Raw genomic sequence first — 24,652 nt, 5'->3', positions numbered from 1 at the left:
CGCGGAAACACGGCGTCGATCACGGCGGCGTCCAGTCGTAGCCGTCGACGGCCCAGCCGATGGTGATCCAGCCGATCTGGCCGGCGATCGAGACGAGCACCAGCGCGCTCCGGAACAGGGGCGAACGCGGAACCGCGAGCGCTCCGACCAGCGGGAACATCGGGCCCAGCAGGCGGAACGTGCTCGACTGCGGGAAGAAGAAGGCGAAGAGGTAGACGCCGTAGCCCGCGACCCACGCGCGGCTGAAGAGGTCCAGCCGCCGCGTCCAGGGCGAGGCCAGGATGCCGACGAACAGCAGCACGAGGACGACGACCAGCGCGATGCCGAGCATCGGCGCGCCGAACCACCAGCCGCCCCACCACGCTCCGCCCTGGAACCAGGAGGTGAACGGGAAGAGCTCCTGGTAGCCGATGTAGGAGGCTCGCCAGGCCAGCTCGGTGTCGGTGTAAGCCGTCGGCGAGCCGGTGACCGCCCAGGCGACGGCCGGCCACAGGAAGCCGACCACGAGGCCCCAGACCGTCAGCGCGACCGCGGGCACGGCGTCGGACCGCGGGAACGGCTCCTTCGCGCGCCGGACGAACCGGTAGAGGACGTAGAGGCCCATCGCCGCGGCGAAGGCCAGCCCGCTCGGGCGCGTCAGCCCGAGCGCGAGCACGGTCGGGAAGACCCAGGCGTACCGGCGCCGGACGAGCAGCAGCAGCACGATCGCGGTCAGCATCATCGCCATCGACTCGGCGTAGGCGATCTGCAGCATCGGCGAGGTGGGCGCGACGCAGAAGAACAGCACGGCGACGAGGGACTGCGACTCGCTCAGCGAGTGCCGCATCAGCCGGTAGAGCACCAGGCAGGTGACGGCCGCGCAGATCACCGAGACGGCGACGCCCGCGGTGGCCCAGCCGAGCCCGGTCAGCACCATCAGCAGGCGCACGACGACCGGGTAGAGCGGCATGAACGCCCAGGCGTTCTCGCCGATCTCCCCGGCCTCGGTCACGGGCAGCTCGGTCGGATAGCCGGCGGTCGCGATGATCTCGTACCAGCGGCCGTCCCACATCGTCGCGAAGTCGACATAGGCGGGTGACGGGCCGGTCCACGAGTTCGCCTGCTGATTCGCGGCGAACTGGAGCATGATCACGGTCGTCACGATGCGGGTGAGGACGAAGACCGCGAGGACGCGCGCCCACCAGGGGACGAGGCGCAGCTGCGCGCGGCGGCGGACCGGGAGCCCGGTGAGGACGGCGCTCACGCGGAGCCGCTCAGCCAGCGGCGGAGGCCCTCGGTGCAGGCGGTGATCTCGTGCACGGCGACGTGCTCGTCGTCGGCGTGCGCCTTGAGCGGGTCGCCGGGGCCGTAGTTGACGGCGGGGATGCCCATCGCCGAGAAGCGGGCGACGTCGGTCCAGCCGTACTTGGGCTTCGCCTCCGCGCCGACCGCGGCGATGAACGCCTGCGCCAGCGGGGCGTCGAGCCCGGGGCGCGCGCCCTCCGCCAGATCGACGACCTCGAGCTCGAAGCCCTCGAACAGCTCGCGGAGGTGGGCGACCGCCTCCTCGCCGGTGCGGCTGGGCGCGAAGCGGTAGTTGACGTGCACCGTGCAGAGATCGGGGATCACGTTGCCGGCCACTCCCCCGCTGATGCGGACCGCATTGACGCCCTCGCGGTAGACGAGGCCCTCGACCTCGACCTCGCGCGGCTCGTAGGCGGCGAGCCGGTCGAGGATCGGGGCGGCGGCGTGGATCGCGTTCTCGCCGACCCAGCTGCGGGCGGAGTGCGCGCGGCGGCCGTGCGTCGTCACGTCGACGCGGAGGGTGCCGTTGCAGCCGCCCTCGACCTCGCCCCGCGTCGGCTCGCCGAGCACCGCGAAGTCGGCGGCGAAGACGTCAGGGCGGTGGCGGGAGAGGCGGCCGAGGCCGTTGAGGTCGGAGGCGACCTCCTCGTTGTCGTACCAGATCCAGGTCACGTCGACGACCGGATCGGTCAGCTCGGCGGCGAGGACCAGCTGGACGGCGACGCCGGCCTTCATGTCGGTCGTGCCGCGGCCGACGAGGTGCTCGACGCCGTCGATCGTCTCGGCGCGCACCGGGAGGTTGTCAATGATCGGGACGGTGTCGAGGTGGCCGGCGACGACGACGCGCTGCTCGCGCCCGAGGTTCGTCCGGGCGACCACGGTGTGGCCGTCGCGGATCACCTCGAGGTGCGGGTACTGCTCGAGGGCGAGCTGGACCGCGTCGGCCAGCGCCAGCTCGTCGCCGGAGACGGAGGGGACGTCGCAGAGCACGCGGGTCAGCGCGATCGGATCCGAGCGCAGATCGAGGGGCGCGACGGGCGCCGGGGCGGAGGTCGGTACGGCCATGCGCCCCAGGGTACCGGCCGGATCGTGCGCGCTACCCTGGGCGACATGAGCCCCCAGAACACCGCTGACTCCGCCGTGCCTGCGCCCGCCTCCGCCTGGGGCTACGGACTGGCGACGATCGCCTCGGACGGCACCGTCCTCGACACCTGGTTCCCCGAGCCGCGGCTGGGCACGATCCCCGCGGGCCGCGACCCGTGGATCGTGCCGGCGGAGTTCGAGTCCCTCGCCGGCGAGGACGCGCGGCGCGAGGTGCGGATCGACGTGGTGACGCTGCAGATCGACCTGCAGAGCGCGCCGGCCTCGACCTCCGACGCGTACCTGCGGCTGCACCTGCTCTCGCACCTGCTCGTCCAGCCGAACACCGTGAACCTCGACGGGATCTTCGCGCACCTGCCGAACGTCGTGTGGACGAACGCCGGGCCCGTCGCGCCGGACTCGTTCACCCGGCTGCGTCCGTCGCTGCGGCGCCACGGGATCCAGGCCGCGGGGATCGACAAGTTCCCGCGACTGACCGACTACGTCACGCCGGCGAAGGTGCGCATCGCGGACACGTCGCGGGTGCGATTGGGCGCGCACCTCGCTCCCGGCACGACGGTCATGCACGAGGGGTTCGTCAACTTCAACGCCGGGACGCTCGGCAGCTCGATGGTCGAGGGCCGCATCTCGCAGGGCGTCGTCGTCGGCGACGGCTCGGACATCGGCGGCGGCGCCTCGATCATGGGGACGCTCTCCGGCGGTGGCGTGCAGCGCGTGTCGATCGGCGCGCGGGCGCTGCTCGGTGCGAACTCCGGCATCGGCATCTCGATCGGCGACGACACCGTCGTCGAGGCCGGGCTCTACGTCACGGCGGGCACGAAGGTCGTCGTGGTCGGCGGCGCCCCGCGCGCCGACGGGCGGCCGCAGACGGTGAAGGCCGTCGAGCTCTCGGGGGTGCCGAACCTGCTCTTCCGCCGCAACTCGCTCACCGGCGCGGTCGAGGTGCTCCCCCGCACCGGCGCCGGCATCGAGCTGAACACGGCACTGCACGCCTGACGCAAGGCTTCGATGCGCCGCGATCGGTCCATGCTGGTCGAGTAGCCGCGGAACGCGGCGTATCGAGATCCGCCATCTGCAGACGGCGGGTCTCGATACGCCCGCTGCGCGGGCTACTCGACCAGCATGAGAGGCCCGCGAGCGGGCTACTCGACCAGCACGGTGCGCCCGCGGCGCGGGCTGCAGGATCGGCGATCCGGGCCCGCGGAGCGGGCTCCTCGGGCCGGGTCAGCGGTCGGTGGGCCAGTGGCGCTCGGGGGCTCCCGTGTAGAGCTGCTGGGGGCGGCCGATCTTGGTCTGCTTGTCGGTGTTCATCTCGCGCCAGTGGGCGATCCAGCCGGGCAGGCGGCCGATGGCGAAGAGGACGGTGAACATCCGGGTCGGGAAGCCCATCGCCTTGTAGATGACGCCGGTGTAGAAGTCGACGTTCGGGTAGAGGCGGCGCTCCTTGAAGTAGTCGTCCTCCAGCGCGAGGGCCTCGAGCTCCATCGCGATGTCGAGCAGCGGGTCCTTGACGCCGAGCGCCTGCAGCACCTCGGAGGCGCTCTCCTTGACGAGCTTCGCGCGCGGGTCGTAGTTCTTGTAGACCCGGTGGCCGAAGCCCATCAGGCGGACGCCCTCCTCCTTGTTCTTCACCCGCTCGACGAAGGTCTGGACGCTCTCGCCCGACTCGCGGATGCGGCCGAGCATCGTCAGCACGGCCTCGTTCGCGCCGCCGTGCAGCGGGCCGAACAGGGCGTTGATGCCGGCCGAGACCGACGCGTAGAGGTTTGCCTCGGTCGAGCCGACGAGGCGGACGGTGGAGGTCGAGGCGTTCTGCTCGTGGTCCTCGTGCAGGATCAGCAGGCGGTCGAGCGCCTTGGAGAGCACCGGGTCCACCTCGAACGGCTCGGCCATGGTGCCGAAGTTCAGGCGGAGGAAGTTGTCGACGAAGCTCAGCGAGTTGTCCGGGTAGAGGAACGCCTGGCCGATCGCCTTCTTGTGCGCGTACGCCGCCATCACCGGCAGCTTCGCGAGCAGGCGGATGGTGGTCAGCTCGACCGCCTCCGGGTCCTTCGGGTTCGAGCTGTCCTCGTAGTAGGTCGACAGCGCGGAGACGCCGGCCGAGAGGACCGACATCGGGTGCGCGCTGTGCGGCAGCGCGTCGAAGAAGCGCTTGAGGTCCTCGTGCAGCAGCGTGTGCCGGCGGATGCGGTCGTCGAAGCCGGCGAGCTCGTCCGCGGTGGGCAGCTCGCCGTAGATCAGCAGCCAGGCCACCTCGAGGTACGTCGCGTTCGTCGCGACCTCCTCGATCGGGTAGCCGCGGTAGCGCAGGATCCCCTCGTCGCCGTCGATGTAGGTGATGCTCGACTTGGTGGCGGCCGTGTTGACGAAGCCGTAGTCGAGCGACATCAGACCGGTCTGCTTCGACAGGGTCGAGAAGTCGATGCTCGAGGAGCCGTCGACGCTGCGCAGGACCGGGAACTCCGCGGTGCGATCACCGAACGTGAGCGTCACCTTCTCGGGCAGGACCTCGGCCGCGGCCGGCGCACTCTCCGTGGCGGGCTCGGGTGTCTCCACCGTCGCGGTTCCGTCGCTCTGCGTGCCGGATTCGGTCACAACGCCTCCCAGGTCATCGGTCGCACCCGGGTGCGCTCGCGCGGAGCGGGCGGCGCCGGGGGCTGGAACTGGCCGGACCCAGGGCCGTTTGTGGCGACACTGACCGAACCGCATACAGCCTATGGGCAAAGCGGGGGCACTGTGACATCGCCCAGTGCTCGCCCCCGTCCCTTGTGGAGATCCTTCAGGAACGGGGTGCGCGCGGGGTCAGAGACCGCCGGCGAGCCGCTCGGCGGCCGCCGCGATGCGCTCGTCCGTCGCCGTCAGCGAGAGGCGGACGTGCTCGGTGAAGTGGTCGCCGTAGAAGACGCCGGGCCCGGCGAGGATCCCCAGGCGCGCGAGCCGGTCGATCGACTCCCAGGCCGGCCGCCCCTCGGTCGCCCAGAGGTAGAGACCGGCCTCGCTGCGGTCGACGCGGAAGCCCGCGGCCTCGAGCGCCGGGCGCAGGAGGTCGCGCCGGGCGCGGTAGCGCTCCTTCTGCTCGGCCACGTGGCCGTCGTCGGCGAGAGCGACGACCATCGCCTCCTGCAGCGGTGCGGGGACGATCATCCCGGCGTGCTTGCGGACGGTGACGAGCTGAGCGATCAGCTCGCGGTCGCCCGCGACGAACGCGGCGCGGTAGCCGGCCAGGTTGGACTGCTTGCTGAGGGAGTAGACGCCGAGCACGCCGCGGCGGTCCTCGCCCGCCACGCGGGGATCGAGGACGCTCGGGATCGGCTCGTCTGCCCAGCGGCCGTCCCAGCCGAGCTCGGCGTAGCACTCGTCGCCCGCGACCACGGCGCCCAGCTCGCGCGCCCGGTCGACCGCGCGCCTCAGGGCGTCGACGTCGAGCACGGCGCCGTCGGGGTTGCCGGGCGAGTTCAGCCAGACGAGGCGCGTCTCGGCCGGCCACTCGTCGGGATCGTCGGACGCCAGCACCGAGGCTCCGGCGATCGCGGCGCCCATCGCGTAGGTCGGGTAGGCGGCGCGCGGGTGGACGACGACGTCGCCCTCACCGAGACCGAGCAGGAACGGCAGCCAGGCGACGAGCTCCTTCGAGCCGATCGTCGGCAGCACTTCGTCGAGCCCGAGACCCGGGACCCCCCGGCGCCGGGCGTACCAGGCGGCGATCGCCTCGCGCAGGGCGGGCGTGCCGACCGTGGTCGGGTAGGCGTGGGCGTCCGTCGCCCGGGCGAGCGCCTCGCGGATCGGCTCCGGCGTCGGGTCGACGGGCGAGCCGATCGAGAGGTCGACGAGGCCGCCGGGGTGCGCGGAGGCGACCCGGGTGGCGGGACCCATCAGGTCCCAGGGGTAGTCCGGCAGCGGTCCGAGTGACACGGACGCGCGCTCAGTGGCTCTGCGGCGGGAGGACGGCGATGACCGGGTGGTCCTTCGCGATCACTCCGACCTTCGCGGCACCGCCGGGCGAGCCGATCTCGTCGAAGAACTCGACGTTGGCCTTGTAGTAGTCGGACCACTCCTCGGGGAGGTCGTCCTCGTAGTAGATGGCCTCGACGGGGCACACCGGCTCGCACGCCCCGCAGTCGACGCACTCGTCGGGGTGGATGTAGAGCGAGCGCTCGCCTTCGTAGATGCAGTCGACCGGGCATTCGTCGATGCAGGCGCGGTCTTTGACATCGACGCACGGAAGTGCGATCACGTAGGTCACGGTCGTGGACGTCCCTTCGAACAGTGTTCTCTATCGTACGGGGAGCGGCGGGGCGGTGCTGTCGGCCGCCGGTTCCGCCGGAGCGGGGCGGGACGGCGGGCGGACCCGCGGCCAGGCGATCACCACGAGGGCGATCAGCGCGGGGGCGAAGGTCCAGACCACGCCGAGGCCGTTGGCCGGCACGAGGACCGAGCCGCCGGTGCTGCGCAGGGCCAGCAGCCCGATCGCGCCGAGCAGGCCCATCGCGGTGCAGAAGGCGACGAAGCGGTCCACCATCACGAGACGGAGGCCGAGCAGCAGGAGCAGCACGGCGGCCAGCGACACGGCGAGGCCGACCGGGAGCTCCGCATCGCCGACGGTCACGGTGCTCTGGTGCGCGACGGTCGTGATCGCACCGACCACCGCGCCGGTCAGCACCGAGAGCAGGCCCGAGACGATGCGGGTGCCGAGATCGGGCCGCTCCTCGGCGACCGGCTCCGGCGGCGTCGGCGCACCCTCGGGGCGGAAGCGCTCGAGGCGGCCGATCGGGAACGCCGGGCCGCTCGAGAGCCGCAGCTCGTCGCCGTCGACGACGAGCTGCGTGCGGTGCGCCTCGAGCGCCGCGCGCTTGCGGGCGTAGTCGCTGTCGTCGAGCTCGATCGCGACGTCACCGGGCTGCTCGGCGACGGCCTCGGGCAGGACGGCGAGGTAGCGCAGTCCGAGCCGCTCGGCGGCCGTCGAGGCGATCAGGGCGGCCCGGATGTGGTCGGGATGGCCGTAGCCCCCGCCGACGTCGTAGGAGAGCACGAGGGTCGCGCCGGTCTGCACGAGGACGGCGACGAGGTCGGCGATCGCCTCCTCCTGCGGCGCGGAGGTGAAGGAGCGCGGGTCGACCGGCTCGAGCGGGACGGGCACTCGGCCCGGGCCCCACTGCATGCCGGAGTCGCGGTAGACCCGCGGGGCGAGGCCTGCGGCGCGGGCGGCCGGGTCGCCGAGGAAGCGGTGATCGGCGACGCCGAGGGCGGTCAGGGCGACGACCAGCTCGGTGGTGCGGTGCGCGGCGAGCTCGTCCGAGCCCTCGAGGTGCGCGAGATCGGGCGGGATGACCTCGCCGCACTCGCCGCGCGTCGCGGTGACGACGGTGACCGCGGCGCCGTCCGCGACGAGTCGCGCGAGGGTCCCGCCCATCGTGATGGTCTCGTCGTCGGGATGGGCGTGCACCGCCACGACCCGCTCGCCTGCGCCGTCTCGACTCGCGTCCACTCTCCGCCTCTCGTCCGTCCCGTGCTCTCGTTCCGCCGCGCGGCCCCGCCCGAAGCGCCTCCGACCGGCTGCCCGGCGCCGCACATCGCACGCCCGGCGTCCTGTGTGGACACGCGACCGGATGGCCACTACAGTCGTCCACGGGTTAGGCAAGGCTTACCTGAGGATGCGGCCCGGGGGTGGGCTTCGCACCGTCCTCCCGTGCAGACGACGAAGAGAACACACGTGCTCGCAAACTACCTCATCGGCCTCCGTGAAGGCCTCGAAGCCGGGCTCGTCGTTGGCATCCTCGTCGCGTACCTGACCAAGCTGCAGCGGCGCGACGTGCTCCCCCGCCTCTGGACGGGCATCGCCGCCGCGGTCGTCCTCTCCCTCGTCACCGGCGCGATCCTCACCTGGGGCCCCTACGGCCTCAGCTTCACCGCGCAGGAGCTCCTCGGCGGCGGCCTCTCGCTGCTCGCCGTCGGCCTCGTCACCTGGATGATCTTCTGGATGGGCGCGAACGCCCGCAGCCTGAAGGGCGAGCTCGAGTCCAAGCTGGACGCGGCGGTCAGCGGCTCCGCCCTCGGGATCGTCGTGCTCGGCTTCGTCAGCGTCGGCCGCGAGGGGATCGAGACCGCGCTGTTCGTCTGGGCGAGCGTCTCCTCGAGCAGCGCCTCCTCCGACTCGGACGCCTGGGTCGGCACGGTCGGCGCGTTCCTCGGCATCCTCAGCGCGGTCGTCGCCTCCTACCTGATCTTCCGCGGCTTCGTCCGGATCGACCTCGGCCGCTTCTTCACCTGGACGGGCGGCTTCCTCATCGTCGTCGCGGCCGGCGTGCTGCTCTACGGCGTCGGCGACCTGCAGGAGGCGGCGCTGCTGCCCGGCTCGGGCACCCCGCTGTTCGACCTGGGTCCGATCCTGCCGGCGCCGGTCGCCGCGATCCTCGGTGGGCTCTTCAACTACACGCCCGAGCCGACGGCGCTGCAGTTCTCGGCCTGGCTGCTCTACCTCGTCGTCGTCGGATCCCTCTTCGTCCGCCAGGTCCGCTCCCGCCGGCCGCGACGGGGCAGCGCGGCCCCGGTCGCCGCTCCCGTCGCCACCTCCGTCTGATCCCGCCCCGGCACCGCCGGAACGACCTCCCACCACCAGGAGAACCATGCCCCCGCGCACTCGACCCCGCCTTCCCCGCGTCGCCTCCGGCCTCGCCGGCGTCGGCGCTCTCGCCCTGCTCCTCACCGGCTGCGTGCCGAACACCCCGGCCGCCTCCTCCGCCGCGGCCCTCGACGTCGCGATCGACGACGGGGCCTGCGCGGTGTCCGCCGCCACGGCCGAGGCGGGTGCGGTCACCTTCGCGCTCGAGAACACCGGATCGGACGTCAACGAGTTCGAGATCCTCGCCGAGGACAAGCTGCGCATCGTGGGCGAGAAGGAGAACGTCACCCCCGGTCAGAGCGTCTCCTACGTCGCCCAGCTCGAGCCCGGCACCTACTACACGGCCTGCAAGTTCCAGCAGGTCGGCGCTCCCGTCGGGCTCGCCGAGTTCACCGTGACCGGCGAGGCGACCGAGCAGTCGGCCGACGAGCAGGCCGCGACCGAGGCCGCCGTCACCAACTACGTCTCCTACGTGCAGTCGCAGTCGGGCGAGCTACTGCCCGCCGTGACGGCCTTCGCCGACGCGTACGCGGCCGGCGACGACGAGAAGGCGCGCAGCCTCTTCGCCGCGACCCGCGTCTTCTACGAGCGCATCGAGCCGACCGCCGAGGCGTTCGGCGACCTCGACCCGAAGATCGACTACCGCGAGGTGGATGCCGTCGCCGAGGGCCTGGACTGGACCGGCTTCCACCGCATCGAGAAGGACCTCTGGGTCCCCGCCGCCGATGCACTGAACTCCGACGGCACGAGCGCCTGGCTCGACTGGGCGCCGTCCACTCCCGAGCAGCGCACCGCGTTCGCCGACGGGCTCGTCTCCGACGTGCAGGACCTCTACGACCTCGTCGCCGCACCCGACTTCACCGTCTCAGTCGGCGACATCTCGAACGGCGCGATCGGCCTGCTGGACGAGGTCGCCGCGGGCAAGATCACCGGCGAGGAGGACTGGTGGTCGGGCACCGACCTGACCGACTTCGCCGCGAACGTGCAGGGCGCGGAGGTGGCCTTCGGCAACGTCGAGCCCATCGCGACCGCCTCCGGCGAGGACGGCGCGGCGCTGACCGCCGAGATCGGCCGGCGCTTCGCCGAGCTCGACGCGATGCTCGCGCAGTACGGCTCGCTCGACTCCGGCTTCGTCGCCTACTCGAGCGTCACCGCCGAGCAGAAGAAGGAGCTCTCCGACCAGGTGAACGCCCTGTCCGAGCCGCTCTCGCAGCTCACGCACACGGTGCTCGGCGTCGAGGAGCCCGCGGAGTAGTGGAGCCCGAGCAGAACAGCGCCGACCCCGGCACCGACCCGGGCCCGAGCGCCGAGCAGCCCCGCCGCCTCTCGCGGCGCGGGCTGCTCGGCCTCGTCTCGGCCGGGACCGCGGGCCTCGCCGCGGGCATCGGCGGGACCGTCGCCGTCACCTCCTCGGCCAGCGCGAGCGCCTCCTCCGCCGCGACCCGGGTCGTGCCGTTCTTCGGCGCGAACCAGGCCGGCATCACCACGGCCGCGCAGGACCGGCTGCACTTCGCGGCGTTCGACCTGGCCTCCACGGCGACCCGCGACGACCTGATCGAACTGCTGCAGGACTGGACCCTCGCGGCCGCCCGCCTCACGCAGGGGCTCGACGTCAGCGAGGAGGGCGCCGTCGGCGGCCCGGACACGGCGCCGCCGGACGACACCGGCGAGGCGCTCGGCCTCGACGCGTCCTCGCTCACCCTGACCTTCGGCTTCGGGCCGACGCTCTTCACCGACGAGTCGGGTGCCGACCGCTTCGGCCTCGCCGACCGCCGGCCGGCCGAGCTCGCGGCACTCCCCCGCTTCCGCGGCGACGCGCTGGTGCCGACCGCGGGCGGCGGCGACCTCTGCATCCAGGCGTGCGCCGACGACCCGCAGGTCGCGGTGCACGCGATCCGCAACCTCAGCCGCATCGCCTTCGGCCGCGCCTCGCTGCGCTGGTCCCAGCTCGGGTTCGGCCGCACCTCCTCCACCTCGACGGCGCAGGCGACTCCGCGGAACCTCTTCGGCTTCAAGGACGGCACGGCCAACATCAAGTCCGAGGAGCCGGACGCCGTGCAGGAGCACGTCTGGGTGCAGGACGCCGACGGCCCGGCCTGGCTCGCGGGCGGCAGCTACCTCGTGGCGCGCAAGATCCGGATGATCATCGAGACCTGGGACCGCAGCCAGCTCGGCGAGCAGGAGCGCGTGATCGGCCGGAGCAAGGGCTCCGGCGCCCCGCTCTCGGGCGGCGGCGAGTTCACGGAGCCCGACTTCGAGGCGGCAGGAGCGACCGGCGTGCCGCTGGTCGACAAGGAGTCGCACGTGCGGCTCGCGCACCCGACCGTCAACAACGGCGTCCGGCTGCTGCGCCGCGGCTACAACTTCGTCGACGGGAACGACGAGCTCGGGCGGCTGAACGCGGGGCTCTTCTTCCTCTCGTTCCAGCGGTCGCCGGAGCAGTTCATCACCGTGCAGAGGAACCTCGCGACCGATGCGCTCAACGAGTACATCAAGCACGTCGGCTCGGCGGTCTTCGCCGTCCCGCCGGGCGTGCGCGACGAGGGCGACTTCGTGGGGTCGGGGCTGTTCGCCTGAGCCGCTCGGATTCCTGAGGGAATCTCCATGTGGGCACAGGTCGTCGACGGCTGCCTCTCCGAGTGCGGCAAGGTCGGCTCCCTAGCCTCGACCGCGATGTCCGGGAACAGTGCGAAGAACCAGCCGACCAAGCGCGAGCGTCAGGAGCTCGCCCGCCTCGAGGCGAAGGAGCGGCGCGAGCAGGAGCGGCGCCGGAAGCGGCGGAACCGGCTGCTCGGGCAGAGCGGTGCGGTGGTCGGCGTGCTCGCCGTCGTGGCGCTCGTCGCGTGGAACGTCTGGTCGCAGCAGGAGATCGCGAGCACCGGGCCGGCGAACATGCTGAGCGACGGCATCGTGCTCGCGGGAGCGGAGTCGGCGGTGACTCCCGTGACGACCGCTCCCCTCGAGGCGGGCGAGGAGCCGGTGCCGACCGACGAGACCGCTGCGCGCGCGGGCGGCGTCGTCACCGTCGACCTGTACGTGGACTACCTCTGCCCGTACTGCGGGCAGTTCGAGACGGCGAACACGGCGAATCTCCAGTCGTGGCTGACGCAGGGGGCGATCACGCTCGAGATCCATCCGGTCGCGATCCTCGACTCCTCCTCGGCGGGGTCGGAGTACTCGAGCCGGGCGGCGAACGCCGCGGCCTGCGTGGCGGACGAGGATCCGGACCGCTTCCTCGCCGTGCACGAGGCACTGTTCGCGAAGCAGCCGGCGGAGGGGACGACCGGGCTGAGCGACGACGAGCTGCGGGCGCTGGTGACCGGGGCGGGCGTGACGGACGACGACGTGCTGGCGTGCATCACGAGCGGCGAGTTCCGGCCGTGGGTCGCGGCGGCCACGAAGCGGGCGACGAGCGGGACCCTGGCGAACTCCTCGGTCGCGAAGCTGAGCTCGACGCCGACCGTGCTCGTCAACGGCGAGCAGTACACGGGGAAGCCGGACGACGCCGACGCGTTCGTCGCCTTCATCACGGCGACGCTCGAGGCGGAGGGCGCGACGGCGACCCCGACGCCGGCGGGCTGACGGCGGGGTCTCGATACGCCGCGTTCCGCGGCTACTCGACCAGCATGCTGCGCTCCATGCTGGTCGAGCAGCCCTCGGAGAGGGCGTATCGAGACCCGGCGGACCGCGGAACGACGAACGACCGGCGGAGCGGGCTCCGGCCGGTCGTGCGTCGTGGGAGCGCCGCTGGGGCGCCCCGGGTCAGGCCTGCTTCTTGAGGCGGCTGGTCGCGCGGGCGCGGGCGTTCGCGTCCAGCTCGACCTTGCGGATGCGGACGATCTCGGGGGTGACCTCGACGCACTCGTCCTCGCGGGCGAACTCGAGGCACTCCTCGAGCGTCAGCTGGCGCGAGGGCGTCATCGACTCGAACGTGTCGGAGGTGGACTGACGCATGTTGGTCAGCTTCTTCTCCTTGGTGATGTTCACGTCCATGTCGTCGTTGCGCGAGTTCTCGCCGATGACCATGCCCTCGTAGACCTCCTCGGTGGGGTTCACGAAGAAGGTCATCCGCTCCTGCAGGGCGATGATCGCGAACGGCGTCACGACGCCGGTGCGGTCGGCGACGATCGAGCCGTTGTTGCGGGTGACGATGGCGCCGGCCCACGGCTCGTAGCCGTGCAGGATCGCGTTCGCGATGCCGGTGCCGCGCGTGGTGGTGAGGAACTCGGTGCGGAAGCCGATCAGGCCGCGCGAGGGCACGATGAACTCCATGCGGACCCAGCCGGTGCCGTGGTTCGCCATGTTCTCCATGCGGCCCTTGCGGGCGGCGAGGAGCTGCGTGATCGCGCCGAGGTACTCCTCCGGAGCGTCGATGGTGAGGTGCTCGAAGGGCTCGTGCACCTTGCCGTCGACCTGGCGGGTGACCACCTGCGGCTTGCCGACCGTGAGCTCGAAGCCCTCGCGGCGCATCTGCTCGACGAGGATGGCCAGCGCGAGCTCGCCGCGGCCCTGGACCTCCCACGAGTCGGGGCGGCCGATGTCGAGGACCTTGAGCGACACGTTTCCGATGAGCTCGCGGTCGAGGCGGTCCTTGACCATGCGCGCCGTGAGCTTGTGGCCCTTGACCTTGCCGACCAGCGGCGAGGTGTTGGTGCCGATGGTCATCGAGATCGCCGGGTCGTCGACCGTGATGGCCGGCAGCGGGCGGATGTCCTCCGGGTCGGCGATGGTCTCGCCGATGGTGATCTCGGGGAAGCCCGCGATCGCGACGATGTCGCCGGGGCCGGCGGTCTCGGCCGGGTAGCGGTCGAGCGCCTTCGTGATCAGCAGCTCGGTGATGCGCGCGTTGGTGTGCGAGCCGTCGTGGTGGACCCAGGCGACGGTCTGGCCCTTCTTGATCGTGCCGTTGAAGACGCGGAGGAGGGCGAGGCGGCCGAGGAACGGCGACGCGTCGAGGTTGGTGACGTGGGCCTGGAGGGGCGCCTCGTCGTCGAAGGTCGGCGCCGGGATGTGCTTGAGGATCGCCTCGAACAGCGGCTCGAGGTCCTCGGCGTCGGGCAGCGTGCCGTCCTCCGGCTTGTTCGCGGAGGCCCGGCCGGCCTTGCCGGACGCGTAGACGACGGGGACGTCGAGGATGGCGTCGAGGTCGAGGTCGGGGACGTCGTCCGCCATGTCGGAGGCGAGGCCGAGGAGGAGGTCCTGGCTCTCGGCGACGACCTCGTCGATGCGGGCATCGGGGCGGTCGGTCTTGTTGACCAGCAGGATGACGGGGAGCTTCGCCTCGAGCGCCTTGCGGAGCACGAAGCGGGTCTGCGGGAGGGGGCCCTCTGACGCATCGACGAGGAGGCAGACGCCGTCGACCATCGACAGGCCGCGCTCGACCTCGCCGCCGAAGTCGGCGTGGCCGGGGGTGTCGATCACGTTGATCGTGATGGGGCCGTCGACCGCGTGCTTGCCGCTGTAGGACACAGCGGTGTTCTTCGCGAGGATCGTGATGCCCTTCTCGCGCTCGAGCTCGTTCGAGTCCATCGCGCGCTCGTCCACGTGGGCGTGCGCGTCGAAGGAGTTCGTCTGCTTGAGCATGGCGTCCACCAGGGTGGTCTTGCCATGGTCGACGTGGGCGACGATCGCGACGTTGCGCAGGTCGGAGCGGGTGGCACTTGCCATGTGAACGGACTCGTCTCGTGTTCTCGTGCAGTAAGGGGGACCCTCCATCGTACCGCAGGCTCGCGCCGAGACGGCGGAGGGCCCCGTTCCGGGCCGGCGACTCGATGAACATCGGGTGTCGCCGGCCCGGAACGGGGCCCTCGTGGAGTGGATCCGGCGGACTAGACCGCGAACTCGATCCCGGCGCCGGGGATGGCGGCGAGCAGCTCGCGGGTGTACTCCTGCTGCGGCGACTCGAACACGGTGTCGGTCGAGGCGTGCTCGACGATCCGGCCCTTCTGCATCACGCAGACGTCGTCGGCGATCACGCGGACCACCGCGAGGTCGTGCGTGATGAACAGGTACGTCAGCCCCAGCTCGGCCTGCAGGTCGGCCAGGAGGCGGAGGATCTGCGCCTGGACGAGCACGTCCAGGGCCGACACCGCCTCGTCGAGCACCACGATCTCGGGCTTGAGCGCGAGCGCGCGGGCGATCGCCACGCGCTGGCGCTGGCCGCCGGAGAGCTCGTTCGGGTAGCGGCTCGCGATGACCCGCGGGAGGGACACCTGGTCGAGCAGCTCGAGCACGCGCTCGCGCTGCGAGGTGCGGTCGCCGACCTTGTGCACCCGCAGCGGCTCGGAGATGGTGTTGCCGATGTTGTGCAGCGGGTCGAGCGAGCCGTACGGGTCCTGGAACACCGGCTGCATCGAGCGCCGCAGCGCCAGCATCTCCTTGCCGCGGAGCTTCTCGGTGCGACGGCCGTCGATCGAGATCGCGCCGGACGTCGCCGTCTCGAGACCGAGCACGAGGCGGGCGATCGTCGACTTGCCCGAGCCCGACTCCCCCACGAGCGCCGTGGTGGTGCCCTTGGGGATCGAGAACGACACGTCGTCGACCGCCGTGAAGTCCTCGGCCTTCAGCCCGCCGCGGCGGATCTTGAAGACCTTGGTGAGCCCGTCGAGCTCGATCATCGGCCGCGCGGTGGTGGTCGCCGTGCCGTGGTGGGCGCCGGCCGCGCCGACCAGGTCGACCTCGCGGACGGCCTCGGACTCGCCGGGCACCGCCTCGGTGGCCTTCCCGGCGGTCGACTGGATGCGGCGCGAAGCGAGGCTCGGCGCCGCGGCGATCAGGCGCTGCGTGTAGGGGTGCTGCGGGTTCTGCAGCACCTCCACCGAGGCGCCCGACTCCACGATCCGGCCCTTGTACATCACGATGAGCTTCTCGGCGCGCTCGGCGGCGAGGCCCAGGTCGTGCGTGATGAAGAGCAGCGCGGTGCCGTCGGTCCTCGTCAGGGTCTCGAGGTGGTCGAGGATGCGCCGCTGCACGGTCACGTCGAGCGCCGAGGTGGGCTCGTCCGCGATCAGCAGCTGCGGCGACGCGGCCAGGCCGATGCCGATCAGCACCCGCTGGCGCATGCCGCCGGAGAACTGGTGCGGGAACTGCTTGAGACGCTTCTCGGCGTCCGCGAGTCCGGCGTTCTGCAGGACCTCGATCGCCTTGGCGCGGACCTCCTTGCGGCCGGAGGCGAGGCCGTTGGCCTTGATCGTCTCCTCGACCTGGAAGCCGACCGACCAGACCGGGTTGAGGTTGGACATCGGGTCCTGCGGCACGTAGCCGATCCGGCGGCCGCGGATGTCCTCCAGCTCGGTCCTGGTCGCCTTCGCGAGGTCCTTGCCGTCGAACAGCACGGAGCCGCCGGTGACCGTGCCGGTGCCGGGGAGCAGGCCGATGATCGCCGCGGCGGTCGTCGACTTGCCGGAGCCGGACTCGCCGACGATCGCGACGGTCTGGCCGTGCTCGATCGTCAGGCTGACGCCGCGGAGTGCGGGGACCAGTCCGCTGCCGGTCTGGAAGCCGACCTCGAGGTCGGTGACCTGGAGCAGCGGCCCCTGCGGGGTGCTCGGTGTCGTGGACGTCATCGGAGGGCCCTCGCCTTCGGGTCGAGCGCGTCGCGGAGCGACTCGCCCAGGAGGATGAAGCTCAGCACCGTCACCGTCAGCGCGATCGACGGGTAGATCAGCGTCTGCGGGTTGGTGCGCAGGTCGCGCTGCGCCTGGCTGATGTCGTTGCCCCAGGACATCACCGAGCCGGGCAGGCCGACGCCGAGGAACGACAGCGTCGCCTCCGCGGTGATGGCGGCGCCGAGCGAGATGGTCGTGACGACGATGACGGGGGCGATCGAGTTCGGCAGCACGTGCCGGAACAGGATCGCCATCTTGGACAGGCCCGTCGCGGTGGCGGCGCCGACGAAGTCGGACTGCTTGACGCGGAGGACCTCGGAGCGCAGCACTCGCGCCGTAGTCGGCCAGGCGAACGCTCCGATCGCCAGGGCGATGACGAAGACGTTCCGGTAGGCCGAGAAGACCGACATGATGACGACCGCGGCGAGGATGTAGGGGATCGAGAAGAAGATGTCGCCGAGGCGCATGATCACGGTGTCGACCCAGCCGCCGAAGAAGCCGGCCAGCGCGCCGCCGATGACGCCGGAGACGGTCGTGATGACGATCACGATCAGACCGACGGTCAGCGACGTGGACGTGCCGTGGATGATGCGCGAGAAGACGTCGCAGCCCTGCTTGGTGTAGCCGAGCAGGCTGCCGCCGCCCGGGCCCTGGTTGCTGAACGAGAGCGCGCACTGCCGCGGGTCCACCGAGGTGAACAGGCCGGGGAGCAGGGCGACCGCGATGATCAGGACGATCATCACGCCGGAGATCCAGAACATCGGGCGCTTGCGCAGGTCGCGCCAGGCGTCGGTCCAGAGGTTGCTGGGCTTCTCGTCGAGGTTGACCGCGTCGACGGACGCGATCGGCGTCTCCTCGAGCGGGGCGACGAAGTGGTCGATGCGGCGGGCCTTCTGCGCGCCGCCGGAGAACTCATTTGGCATAGCGGATCCTCGGGTCGAGTACGGCGTAGAGCAGGTCGACGAGGATGTTCACCACGAGGTAGAACAGCACCATGACCGTGACGAAGGAGACGACGGTCGGTCGCTCCCCTCGGATGATCGCCTGGTAGAGCGTGTTCCCGACGCCGGGAACGTTGAAGATGCCCTCGGTCACGGTGGCACCGACGATCAGGAGGCCGAAGTCGGCTCCGAACTGCGTGGTGACCGGGATCAGCGAGTTGCGCAGGACGTGCACAGGGATGACGCGACGACGCGAGAGTCCCTTGCTGTACGCGGTGCGCACGAAGTCCGAGCCGGCGGTCTCGATGACCGAGCCGCGGGTCAGGCGGATCGCCGAGGCGACCACGAACAGCGCGAGCACGATCGCCGGGAGCAGGAGCCTCTGGAACGACGCGTCGGCACCGACCGTCGGAGGGAACCAGCCCAGCTGGATCGCGAAGAACGACTGCGCGATGAAGCAGAGCACGAAGATCGGCACCGAGACGAGCAGGAGGCTGACGACCAGGGCGCTCGCGTCGAAGAAGCTGCCCTTGCGCAGTCCGCTGATGAGGCCGATGGTCAGCGCCACGACGATCTCGATGATGATCGCCATCATCGCGAGGGTCAGGGTCACCGGGAAGGTGCGGGCGAGGATCTCGTTGACCGACTGGCCCGAGAACGAGATGCCGAAGTCGCCGCGGACGACGCCTCCCAGGTAGTACAGGTACTGGACGATGAACGGCTCGTTCAGGTGGTACTGCTCCTCGAGGCGGGCGAGGAGCGCGGGGCTCGGCGTCTTGTCGCCGAAGAGCGACAGGAGCGGGTTCCCCGGCATGGAGAAGACCATGAAGTAGATGAGGAACGTGGTGCCGATGAGCACGGGGACGGCTTGCAGGATGCGTCGGACGATGTAGGCGAGCATGTCAGCCCAGCCGGTTCCGGAGTCGCATGGATGGGGACCTCATTCGATTGTGACCGAAACAGGGCGCTCCGCCCGTGCCGTGACCTGGTGGCCGGCGGCACGGGCGAAGCGCCCCAGTGGTTCGAGCTTAGTTCTTGGTGATCTCGTAGTAGAGCGGCACCGAGTTCCAGCCGAACTCGACGTTCGACACGCCCTCGCCGTAGCCGCCGGTCACGTTCGCGTACCAGAGCGGCAGCGCCGGGAGGTCGGTGAGGAGGGTCTCCTGTGCCTGCTGGAACGTGGTGTTCGCAGCGTCGGTGTCGGCGTCGGAGAGGCCCGAGGCGACGAGAGCGTCGAACTCGGGGTTCGTGTAGTCGCCGTCGTTCGACGAGGCGCCGGTCACGTAGAGCGGTCCGAGGAAGTTGTAGAGGCTCGGGTAGTCGGCCTGCCAACCGGTGCGGAACGCCGTCTCGATCGAGCGGTCGACGATCTTGGTGCGCGCCTCGGCGAAGGTCGGGTAGGCGTCGCCCTCGGCCTCGATGCCCAGCGTGTTCTTGATCGAGTTGGTCACCGCGTCGACCCAGCCCTGGTGGCCGCCGTCCGCGTTGTAGGCGATCTTGAAGGTGCCGTCCCAGGGGCTGATCGCGTCGGCCTGAGCCCACAGCGCCTTGGCCTCGTCGGGGTTGTACTCGAGCACGTCGGCGCCCTCGAGGGAGTCGCTGTAGCCGTCGATCACCGGGGAGGTGAAGTCGGAGGCGGGGGTGCGGGTGCCCTCGAAGATCACGTCGGTGATCTCCTTGCGGTCGAAGGCCATCGAGATGGCCTGACGGCGCAGCTGGCCCTCCTCACCGCTGAAGTGCGCGAGGCGCTCCGGGATGGTGAAGGACTGGAAGATCGCGGCGGGCTGGTTCACGGCGCGGTCGCCGAGGTCGCTCTCGAAGGTGCCGAAGGCGGAGTCCGGGATCTGGTCGACCACGTCGACGTTGCCGCCGAGCAGGTCGGCGTAGGACGCGTCCTGGGTGGCGTAGAAGACGATCTTCAGGCCGCCGTTCTGCGCCTCGCGGGGACCGGAGTAGTCCTCGTTCTTGACCAGGTCGATCTGGACGTCGTGCTGCCACGCGTCGTCGCCGGCCAGCTTGTACGGGCCGTTGCCGATCGGGTTCTCGCCGAACGCGGCCATGTCGTCGAACGCGACGGCGGGCAGCGGGTAGTACGCCGAGTAGCCGAGGCTGATCGGGAAGTCCGACTGCGGGGACTTGAGCGCCACGGTGAAGGTGGTGTCGTCCACGGCCTTGAGGCCGGTGAGCTCGCTGTCCTCGGTGTCGCTGTAGCCCTCGAAGTTCGCGAAGAACGACGAGCTGAGCTGGTTGTTCGAGAGCTTCCCGCCGTAGTTCCAGGCGTCGATGAAGGAGCTCGAGGTCACCGGGTCGCCGTTCGTGAACGTCAGGCCATCCTTGATGGTGATGGTGTAGTTCTGCGCGTCGTCCGACTCGATCGACTCGGCGACGTCGTTGTTCGGCGCCCCCTCGGCGTCGTAGTAGACCAGGCCCGCGAAGATCTCGTCGAGGATCTTGCCGCCGCCCACCTCGTTGGTGTTGGTCGGGACCAGCGGGTTCTGCGGCTCCGAGCCGTTGGTGGAGACGATCGCGGCGGTGTCGCCGCTCGCGTCTCCCCCGCCCGAGTCGTTCGAGCTGCTGCAGCCGGCCAGGACCAGCGTGCTCGCGGCGACGAGCGCCAGAGCTCCGAGGCCGTAACGTCTGATTTTCACAATTCCTCCAGTGGTGTGGGGGCGCGCGAGAAGTGGTTTCCCTGACGCGTGGAGTGCCGTGCGCGTGGCGACGACGTCGGCGCGCGAGACTGGTGGCCACCGCGCGAATGCCTCCGACGAGACTATGTATCGACTGCCTATCGCCACAAAACGATGAGGAAACCGTTACACAGCGGTAACCAGGAGGTGGAATCCTTGCGCGGATTCGCACGAAACGTGCGTCTGCGCGTCGTTCCGCGCACACCAGCGAATCCGAGGAAGGGGCCCGCGTGTCCACCGCTCCCCCAGCGTCCGCACAGTCCCGGGGCCGGATCGGGGCGGAGATCCTCCTGGTCCTCGGGCTCTCCCTCGGGGCGTCGGCGGTCTACTCCGTCGTCTCGATCGCCAACAAGCTCACCCGCTCGGTGTCGCTCGGGCAGCAGTCGACGACGATCAACGGAGCGCTCAGCGACCGGCCCGCTTTCGACCTGATCTACCAGCTGCTCGCGCTGTTCTTCGACCTCGTGCCGGTGCTGCTGTGCGTCTTCCTGCTCTGGCAGGGCGGTCGGCGTCCGCTCGGTCGGCTCGGTCTCGACCTGCGCCGGCCGCTCCCCGACCTCGGCACAGGAGTCGTGCTCGCGGTGGCGATCGGCGCACCCGGCATCGGTCTGTACGCGCTCGGCCGGGCGCTCGGGATCACGGTCGCGGTGGTCGCGTCACCGCTGGACGCCTACTGGTGGACGGTGCCCGTGCTGGTGCTCTCCGCGATCCGGGCGGGGGTGCAGGAGGAGGTGATCATGATCGGCTACCTCTTCGCGCGCCTGGGCGACCTCGGCTGGGGGCGGTGGAGGATCCTGTTCGCGAGCGCCCTGCTCCGGGGCAGCTACCACCTGTACCAGGGCATCGGGCCGTTCATCGGCAACGTGATCATGGGCGTCGTGTTCGGGCTGTTCTACCAGCGCTTCGGTCGCACGCTTCCGCTGGTGATCGCGCACTCGATCATCGACATCGTGTCGTTCGTGGGCTACCCGCTGGCGGTCGCCCTCTGGCCGGAGCTGTTCGCGGCGCCGACGCCGCAGCCGACGCCCTCGGTCACTCCCACCCCCTGACGCCCCTCGTCGTCCGACGCCGAGCCGATCCGTCACGAACGGTCGTATCGCGAGAGCGGACACGACCGTTCGCGACGGATCGGCGGCGGGCGTCAGGCGCTGATCAGGCGAAGGCCTCGATCGGCGGGCAGGCGCAGACGAGGTTGCGGTCGCCGTAGGCCTGGTCGACGCGGCGGACCGGCGGCCAGTACTTGCCGCGGACCAGCGAGCGGACCGGGTACACGGCCTCCTCGCGGCTGTACGGGTGCGACCACTCGGCGTCGACGAGGCACTCCGCGGTGTGCGGGGCGCCCCGCAGCGGGTTGTCGTCCACCGGCCACTCCCCCGCGCCGACGCGGTCGGCCTCGGCCTTGATGCCGATCATCGCGTCGATGAAGCGGTCGATCTCGGCGAGGTCCTCGCTCTCGGTCGGCTCGACCATCAGCGTGCCCGCGACGGGGAAGCTCATCGTCGGCGCGTGGAAGCCGTAGTCGACGAGGCGCTTGGCGACGTCGTCCACCGTCACTCCGGTGGCCGCGGTGAGCGGGCGGATGTCGAGGATGCACTCGTGCGCGACGAGTCCGCTGCCGCCGGTGTAGAGCACCGGGTAGTGCTCGCGCAGGCGGGCGGCGACGTAGTTGGCCGAGAGGACAGCGGCGCCGGTGGCGGCGCGCAGTCCCTCCTCGCCCATCATCCGGGCGTAGGCCCAGGAGATCGGCAGGATGCCCGGGCTGCCGTACGGGGCCGCGGAGACGGGAGCGCCGCCGTGCACGACGGTCTCGCCGTGCTGGCCGACGGAGTGCTCGAGCCGGTGCGCGAGCGGGTGGCCCGGCAGGAACGGCGCGAGGTGCGCCTTCGCGGCGACCGGGCCGACGCCGGGGCCGCCGCCGCCGTGCGGGATGCAGAACGTCTTGTGCAGGTTGAGGTGCGAGACGTCGCCGCCGAAGTCGCCGAAGCGGGCGAAGCCGAGGAGCGCGTTGAGATTCGCGCCGTCGACGTAGACCTGGCCGCCGGCCTCGTGCACGAGCCGGCAGATCTCGGCGACCTCGTGCTCGTAGACGCCGTGGGTGGACGGGTAGGTGATCATCAGGGCGGCGAGGCCCTCGGCGTGCTCGGCGATCTTCGCGCGGAGGTCGTCGAGGTCGACGTTGCCGAGCTCGTCGCAGGCGACGACCACGACGCGCATCCCGGCGAGGACGGCGCTGGCCGCGTTCGTCCCGTGGGCGCTCGAGGGGATGAGGCAGACCGTGCGCGCCTCGTCGCCGCGCGAGCGGTGGTAGCCGCGGATGGCGAGGAGTCCGGCGAGCTCGCCCTGCGAGCCGGCGTTGGGCTGCAGGGAGACGGAGTCGTAGCCGGTGAGGTGCGCGAGCCAGCGCTCGAGCTGGTCGATCAGGGCGAGGGAGCCCTCGACGTCGGCCACGGGCGCGAAGGGGTGCAGTCCGGCGAACTCGGGCCAGCTGACCGCCTCCATCTCGGCGGCGGCGTTGAGCTTCATCGTGCAGGAGCCCAGGGGGATCATGCCGCGGTCCAGCGCGTAGTCGGCGTCGGCGAGGCGCTTGAGGTAGCGCATCATCGAGGTCTCGCTGCGGTGCGTGTTGAAGACGGGGTGCACCAGGAACGGCGTGGTCCGCTCCAGCGCACCGGGGATGCTGCGCGCGGCGCCGGCGAGGACGCCGTGCCGGGCGTCGAGATCGCCGATCGCGACGGCGACCGCCACGACCTCCGCCGGGGTCACGGTCTCGTCGAGGGCGACCGCGACGGTGTCCGCGTCGACGAGGCGCAGGTCGAAGCCGGCCTCGCGGGCGCGGGCGACGGCCGCCTCCGCGCCCTGCGGCACGACGACCGCGACGGTGTCGAAGAAGTCGGCGTGCCGGAGCGCGTGGCCGCGGTCGAGCAGGAGCCGCGCCAGCAGCGCGGCACGGGAGTGCACCTGCTCGGCGATCCGGGCGAGACCGTCCGGCCCGTGGTAGACCGCGTACATCGCGGCCATCACGGCGAGCAGGACCTGCGCGGTGCAGATGTTCGAGGTCGCCTTCTCGCGGCGGATGTGCTGCTCGCGCGCCTGCAGTGAGAGCCGGTAGGCGGGGTTGCCCGCCGCGTCCTGGCTGACGCCGACGAGGCGTCCGGGCAGCTGGCGCTCGAGGCCCTTGCGGACGGCGAGGTAGCCGGCGTGCGGCCCGCCGAAGCCCATCGGGACGCCGAAGCGCTGGGTGGTGCCCACGGCGACGTCGGCGCCGAGCTCGCCCGGCGAGCGGACGAGGGTGAGCGCGAGGAGGTCGGCCGCGACGACCGCAAGACCGCCGTGCGCCTTGACCGCGCCGAGGACGGCGGACGGGTCCCAGAGGTGGCCGGACGCGCCGGGGTACTGGACGAGGGCGCCGAAGGACTCGGGCAGCTCGTCCGCGTCGGTCCGCGAGAGCGGCAGCTCGACGATGCGGATGCCGACCGCCTCCGCCCGGCCGCGCAGCAGCGCGAGGGTCTGCGGCAGCGCGTCGGAGTCGACGACGAAGACGTCGGTCTTCGCCTTGGAGGCGCGGCGCGCCAGCAGCATCGCCTCGACGACGGCGGTGCCCTCGTCGAGCATCGAGGCGCCGGCGGTGTCGAGACCGGTGAGGTCGGCGACCATCGTCTGGAAGTTGATCAGCGCCTCGAGCCGGCCCTGGGAGATCTCGGGCTGGTACGGCGTGTACGCCGTGTACCAGCTCGGGTTCTCGAGGACGTTGCGCTTGATCACGGCCGGGGTGAGCGTGCCGTGGTAGCCGAGGCCGATCAGCGGACGTCGCACGGTGTTGCGCGCGGCGAGGGCGCGCAGCTCGGCCAGTGCCTCGGCCTCGGTGGCCGGCGCGGGGAGCACCGGTGCGAGATCGCGGACGTGGATCGACTCGGGGACGGCGGCCTCGACCAGCGCGTCGACGGAGTCGTAGCCGAGGGCGGCGAGCATGGTGCGCTGGGCGTCGGCGTCGGTCCCGATGTGGCGGGACTCGAACTCTCCGGGCGTGCGGGCCGCCATCTACTCGCCCACCAGCTCGTCGTAGGCGGCGGCGTCGAGCAGGCCGTCGGGCAGGGCGTCGAAGCGCACCTTGATCAGCCAGCCGTCGCCGAAGGGGTCGGCGTTGACCAGCTCGGGGTTGTCGACCACCGCGGCGTTGGTCTCGAGGACCTCGCCGTCGACGGGGGCGAACAGCTCGCCGACCGACTTGGTCGACTCGATCTCGCCGACGACGCTGCCGCCCTCGACTCGGCTGCCCGCCTCGGGCAGCTCGACGAAGACGACGTCGCCGAGCTTGTCGGCGGCGTACGCGGTGATGCCGACGGTCGCGGTCTCACCCTCGACCAGGATCCACTCGTGGTCGGAGGTGTACTGGAGCTCGGTGGGAACGGCCAT

At 71.2% G+C, this 24,652-nt stretch carries 19 protein-coding genes; 6 read left to right on the top strand and 13 right to left on the bottom strand.

Features of this window, described 5'->3' with window-relative positions:
- Positions 1–19: 19 nt before the first annotated feature.
- Both EDF36_RS03930 and dapE read right to left on the bottom strand, forming a co-directional pair.
- The gene (locus EDF36_RS03930; protein WP_260300518.1) at positions 20–1,243 is read right to left on the bottom strand and encodes a hypothetical protein; all 1,224 of its coding nucleotides are present in this window, start codon (positions 1,241–1,243) and stop codon (positions 20–22) included.
- Positions 1,240–2,349, bottom strand: a complete 1,110-nt coding sequence (dapE, locus tag EDF36_RS03925; RefSeq protein ID WP_123732001.1) for a succinyl-diaminopimelate desuccinylase — start codon at positions 2,347–2,349, stop codon at positions 1,240–1,242. Before dapE ends, EDF36_RS03930 begins: the two co-directional genes overlap by 4 nt.
- A 45-nt stretch (positions 2,350–2,394) precedes the next feature.
- On the opposite strand from dapE, the gene dapD reads away from it, so the two are divergent.
- The gene (gene dapD / locus EDF36_RS03920) at positions 2,395–3,381 is read left to right on the top strand and encodes a 2,3,4,5-tetrahydropyridine-2,6-dicarboxylate N-succinyltransferase (protein WP_123702826.1); all 987 of its coding nucleotides are present in this window, start codon (positions 2,395–2,397) and stop codon (positions 3,379–3,381) included.
- Positions 3,382–3,609: 228 nt separating this feature from the next.
- On the opposite strand, the gene EDF36_RS03915 is transcribed toward dapD, so the two are convergent.
- The 4 genes from EDF36_RS03915 to EDF36_RS03900 all read right to left on the bottom strand — a co-directional run bounded on the left by EDF36_RS03915 (position 3,610) and on the right by EDF36_RS03900 (position 7,870).
- The gene (locus EDF36_RS03915; RefSeq protein WP_123445980.1) at positions 3,610–4,890 is read right to left on the bottom strand and encodes a citrate synthase; all 1,281 of its coding nucleotides are present in this window, start codon (positions 4,888–4,890) and stop codon (positions 3,610–3,612) included.
- Between the two features lie 297 nt (positions 4,891–5,187).
- A complete protein-coding gene (dapC, locus tag EDF36_RS03910; RefSeq protein ID WP_123732000.1) occupies positions 5,188–6,297 on the bottom strand; it encodes a succinyldiaminopimelate transaminase in 1,110 nt (369 codons plus the stop codon).
- Positions 6,298–6,307: 10 nt separating this feature from the next.
- On the bottom strand, positions 6,308–6,628 hold the full coding sequence (gene fdxA, locus EDF36_RS03905) for a ferredoxin (RefSeq protein ID WP_085475430.1): 321 nt from the start codon (positions 6,626–6,628) through the stop codon (positions 6,308–6,310).
- 30 nt (positions 6,629–6,658) lie between these two features.
- On the bottom strand, positions 6,659–7,870 hold the full coding sequence (locus tag EDF36_RS03900) for a PIG-L family deacetylase (protein WP_133961592.1): 1,212 nt from the start codon (positions 7,868–7,870) through the stop codon (positions 6,659–6,661).
- A gap of 225 nt (positions 7,871–8,095) precedes the next feature.
- Between EDF36_RS03900 and efeU the strand changes: the two genes are divergently transcribed.
- From efeU to EDF36_RS03880, 4 genes are all read left to right on the top strand, one after another.
- On the top strand, positions 8,096–8,962 hold the full coding sequence (gene efeU / locus EDF36_RS03895; RefSeq protein ID WP_123702821.1) for an iron uptake transporter permease EfeU: 867 nt from the start codon (positions 8,096–8,098) through the stop codon (positions 8,960–8,962).
- 46 nt (positions 8,963–9,008) lie between these two features.
- Entirely contained in the window at positions 9,009–10,259 is a 1,251-nt protein-coding gene (gene efeO / locus EDF36_RS03890; protein ID WP_123731999.1) for an iron uptake system protein EfeO, read from the top strand.
- Complete coding sequence (gene efeB, locus EDF36_RS03885) at positions 10,259–11,581, top strand: iron uptake transporter deferrochelatase/peroxidase subunit (protein ID WP_123731998.1); 1,323 nt, start codon at positions 10,259–10,261, stop codon at positions 11,579–11,581. Before efeO ends, efeB begins: the two co-directional genes overlap by 1 nt.
- Before the next feature lie 96 nt (positions 11,582–11,677).
- The gene (locus EDF36_RS03880; RefSeq protein ID WP_185020355.1) at positions 11,678–12,586 is read left to right on the top strand and encodes a thioredoxin domain-containing protein; all 909 of its coding nucleotides are present in this window, start codon (positions 11,678–11,680) and stop codon (positions 12,584–12,586) included.
- Positions 12,587–12,766: 180 nt separating this feature from the next.
- Here EDF36_RS03880 and typA read toward each other — a convergent pair whose 3' ends face one another.
- The 5 genes from typA to EDF36_RS03855 form a co-directional block, all read right to left on the bottom strand.
- Positions 12,767–14,671 carry a translational GTPase TypA gene (gene typA, locus EDF36_RS03875; RefSeq protein ID WP_123445448.1) on the bottom strand — a complete coding sequence of 635 codons (1,905 nt, stop codon included), beginning with the start codon at positions 14,669–14,671 and terminating at the stop codon, positions 12,767–12,769.
- Between the two features lie 161 nt (positions 14,672–14,832).
- Positions 14,833–16,569, bottom strand: a complete 1,737-nt coding sequence (locus tag EDF36_RS03870; protein WP_123731996.1) for an ABC transporter ATP-binding protein — start codon at positions 16,567–16,569, stop codon at positions 14,833–14,835.
- Positions 16,566–17,534 carry an ABC transporter permease gene (locus EDF36_RS03865; RefSeq protein ID WP_123731995.1) on the bottom strand — a complete coding sequence of 323 codons (969 nt, stop codon included), beginning with the start codon at positions 17,532–17,534 and terminating at the stop codon, positions 16,566–16,568. The genes EDF36_RS03870 and EDF36_RS03865 overlap by 4 nt, the downstream gene beginning before the upstream one ends.
- The gene (locus EDF36_RS03860; protein WP_123445445.1) at positions 17,524–18,453 is read right to left on the bottom strand and encodes an ABC transporter permease; all 930 of its coding nucleotides are present in this window, start codon (positions 18,451–18,453) and stop codon (positions 17,524–17,526) included. The genes EDF36_RS03865 and EDF36_RS03860 overlap by 11 nt, the downstream gene beginning before the upstream one ends.
- Before the next feature lie 127 nt (positions 18,454–18,580).
- The gene (locus tag EDF36_RS03855; RefSeq protein WP_123731994.1) at positions 18,581–20,200 is read right to left on the bottom strand and encodes an ABC transporter substrate-binding protein; all 1,620 of its coding nucleotides are present in this window, start codon (positions 20,198–20,200) and stop codon (positions 18,581–18,583) included.
- Between the two features lie 269 nt (positions 20,201–20,469).
- Between EDF36_RS03855 and EDF36_RS03850 the strand changes: the two genes are divergently transcribed.
- A complete protein-coding gene (locus EDF36_RS03850) occupies positions 20,470–21,288 on the top strand; it encodes a CPBP family intramembrane glutamic endopeptidase (protein WP_123731993.1) in 819 nt (272 codons plus the stop codon).
- Positions 21,289–21,391: 103 nt separating this feature from the next.
- On the opposite strand, the gene gcvP is transcribed toward EDF36_RS03850, so the two are convergent.
- Both gcvP and gcvH read right to left on the bottom strand, forming a co-directional pair.
- Positions 21,392–24,277 (bottom strand): aminomethyl-transferring glycine dehydrogenase, encoded by a 2,886-nt coding sequence (gcvP, locus tag EDF36_RS03845; protein WP_123731992.1) that lies wholly within the window; start codon positions 24,275–24,277, stop codon positions 21,392–21,394.
- Complete coding sequence (gene gcvH / locus EDF36_RS03840) at positions 24,278–24,652, bottom strand: glycine cleavage system protein GcvH (RefSeq protein WP_123702805.1); 375 nt, start codon at positions 24,650–24,652, stop codon at positions 24,278–24,280.

The sequence above is a fragment of the Rathayibacter sp. PhB152 genome (genome assembly GCF_003751395.1).
Lineage (GTDB): Bacteria > Actinomycetota > Actinomycetes > Actinomycetales > Microbacteriaceae > Rathayibacter > Rathayibacter festucae.
The sequence above is the reverse complement of the archived record's forward strand: the minus strand, read 5'-3'. Positions and strand labels throughout refer to the sequence as shown.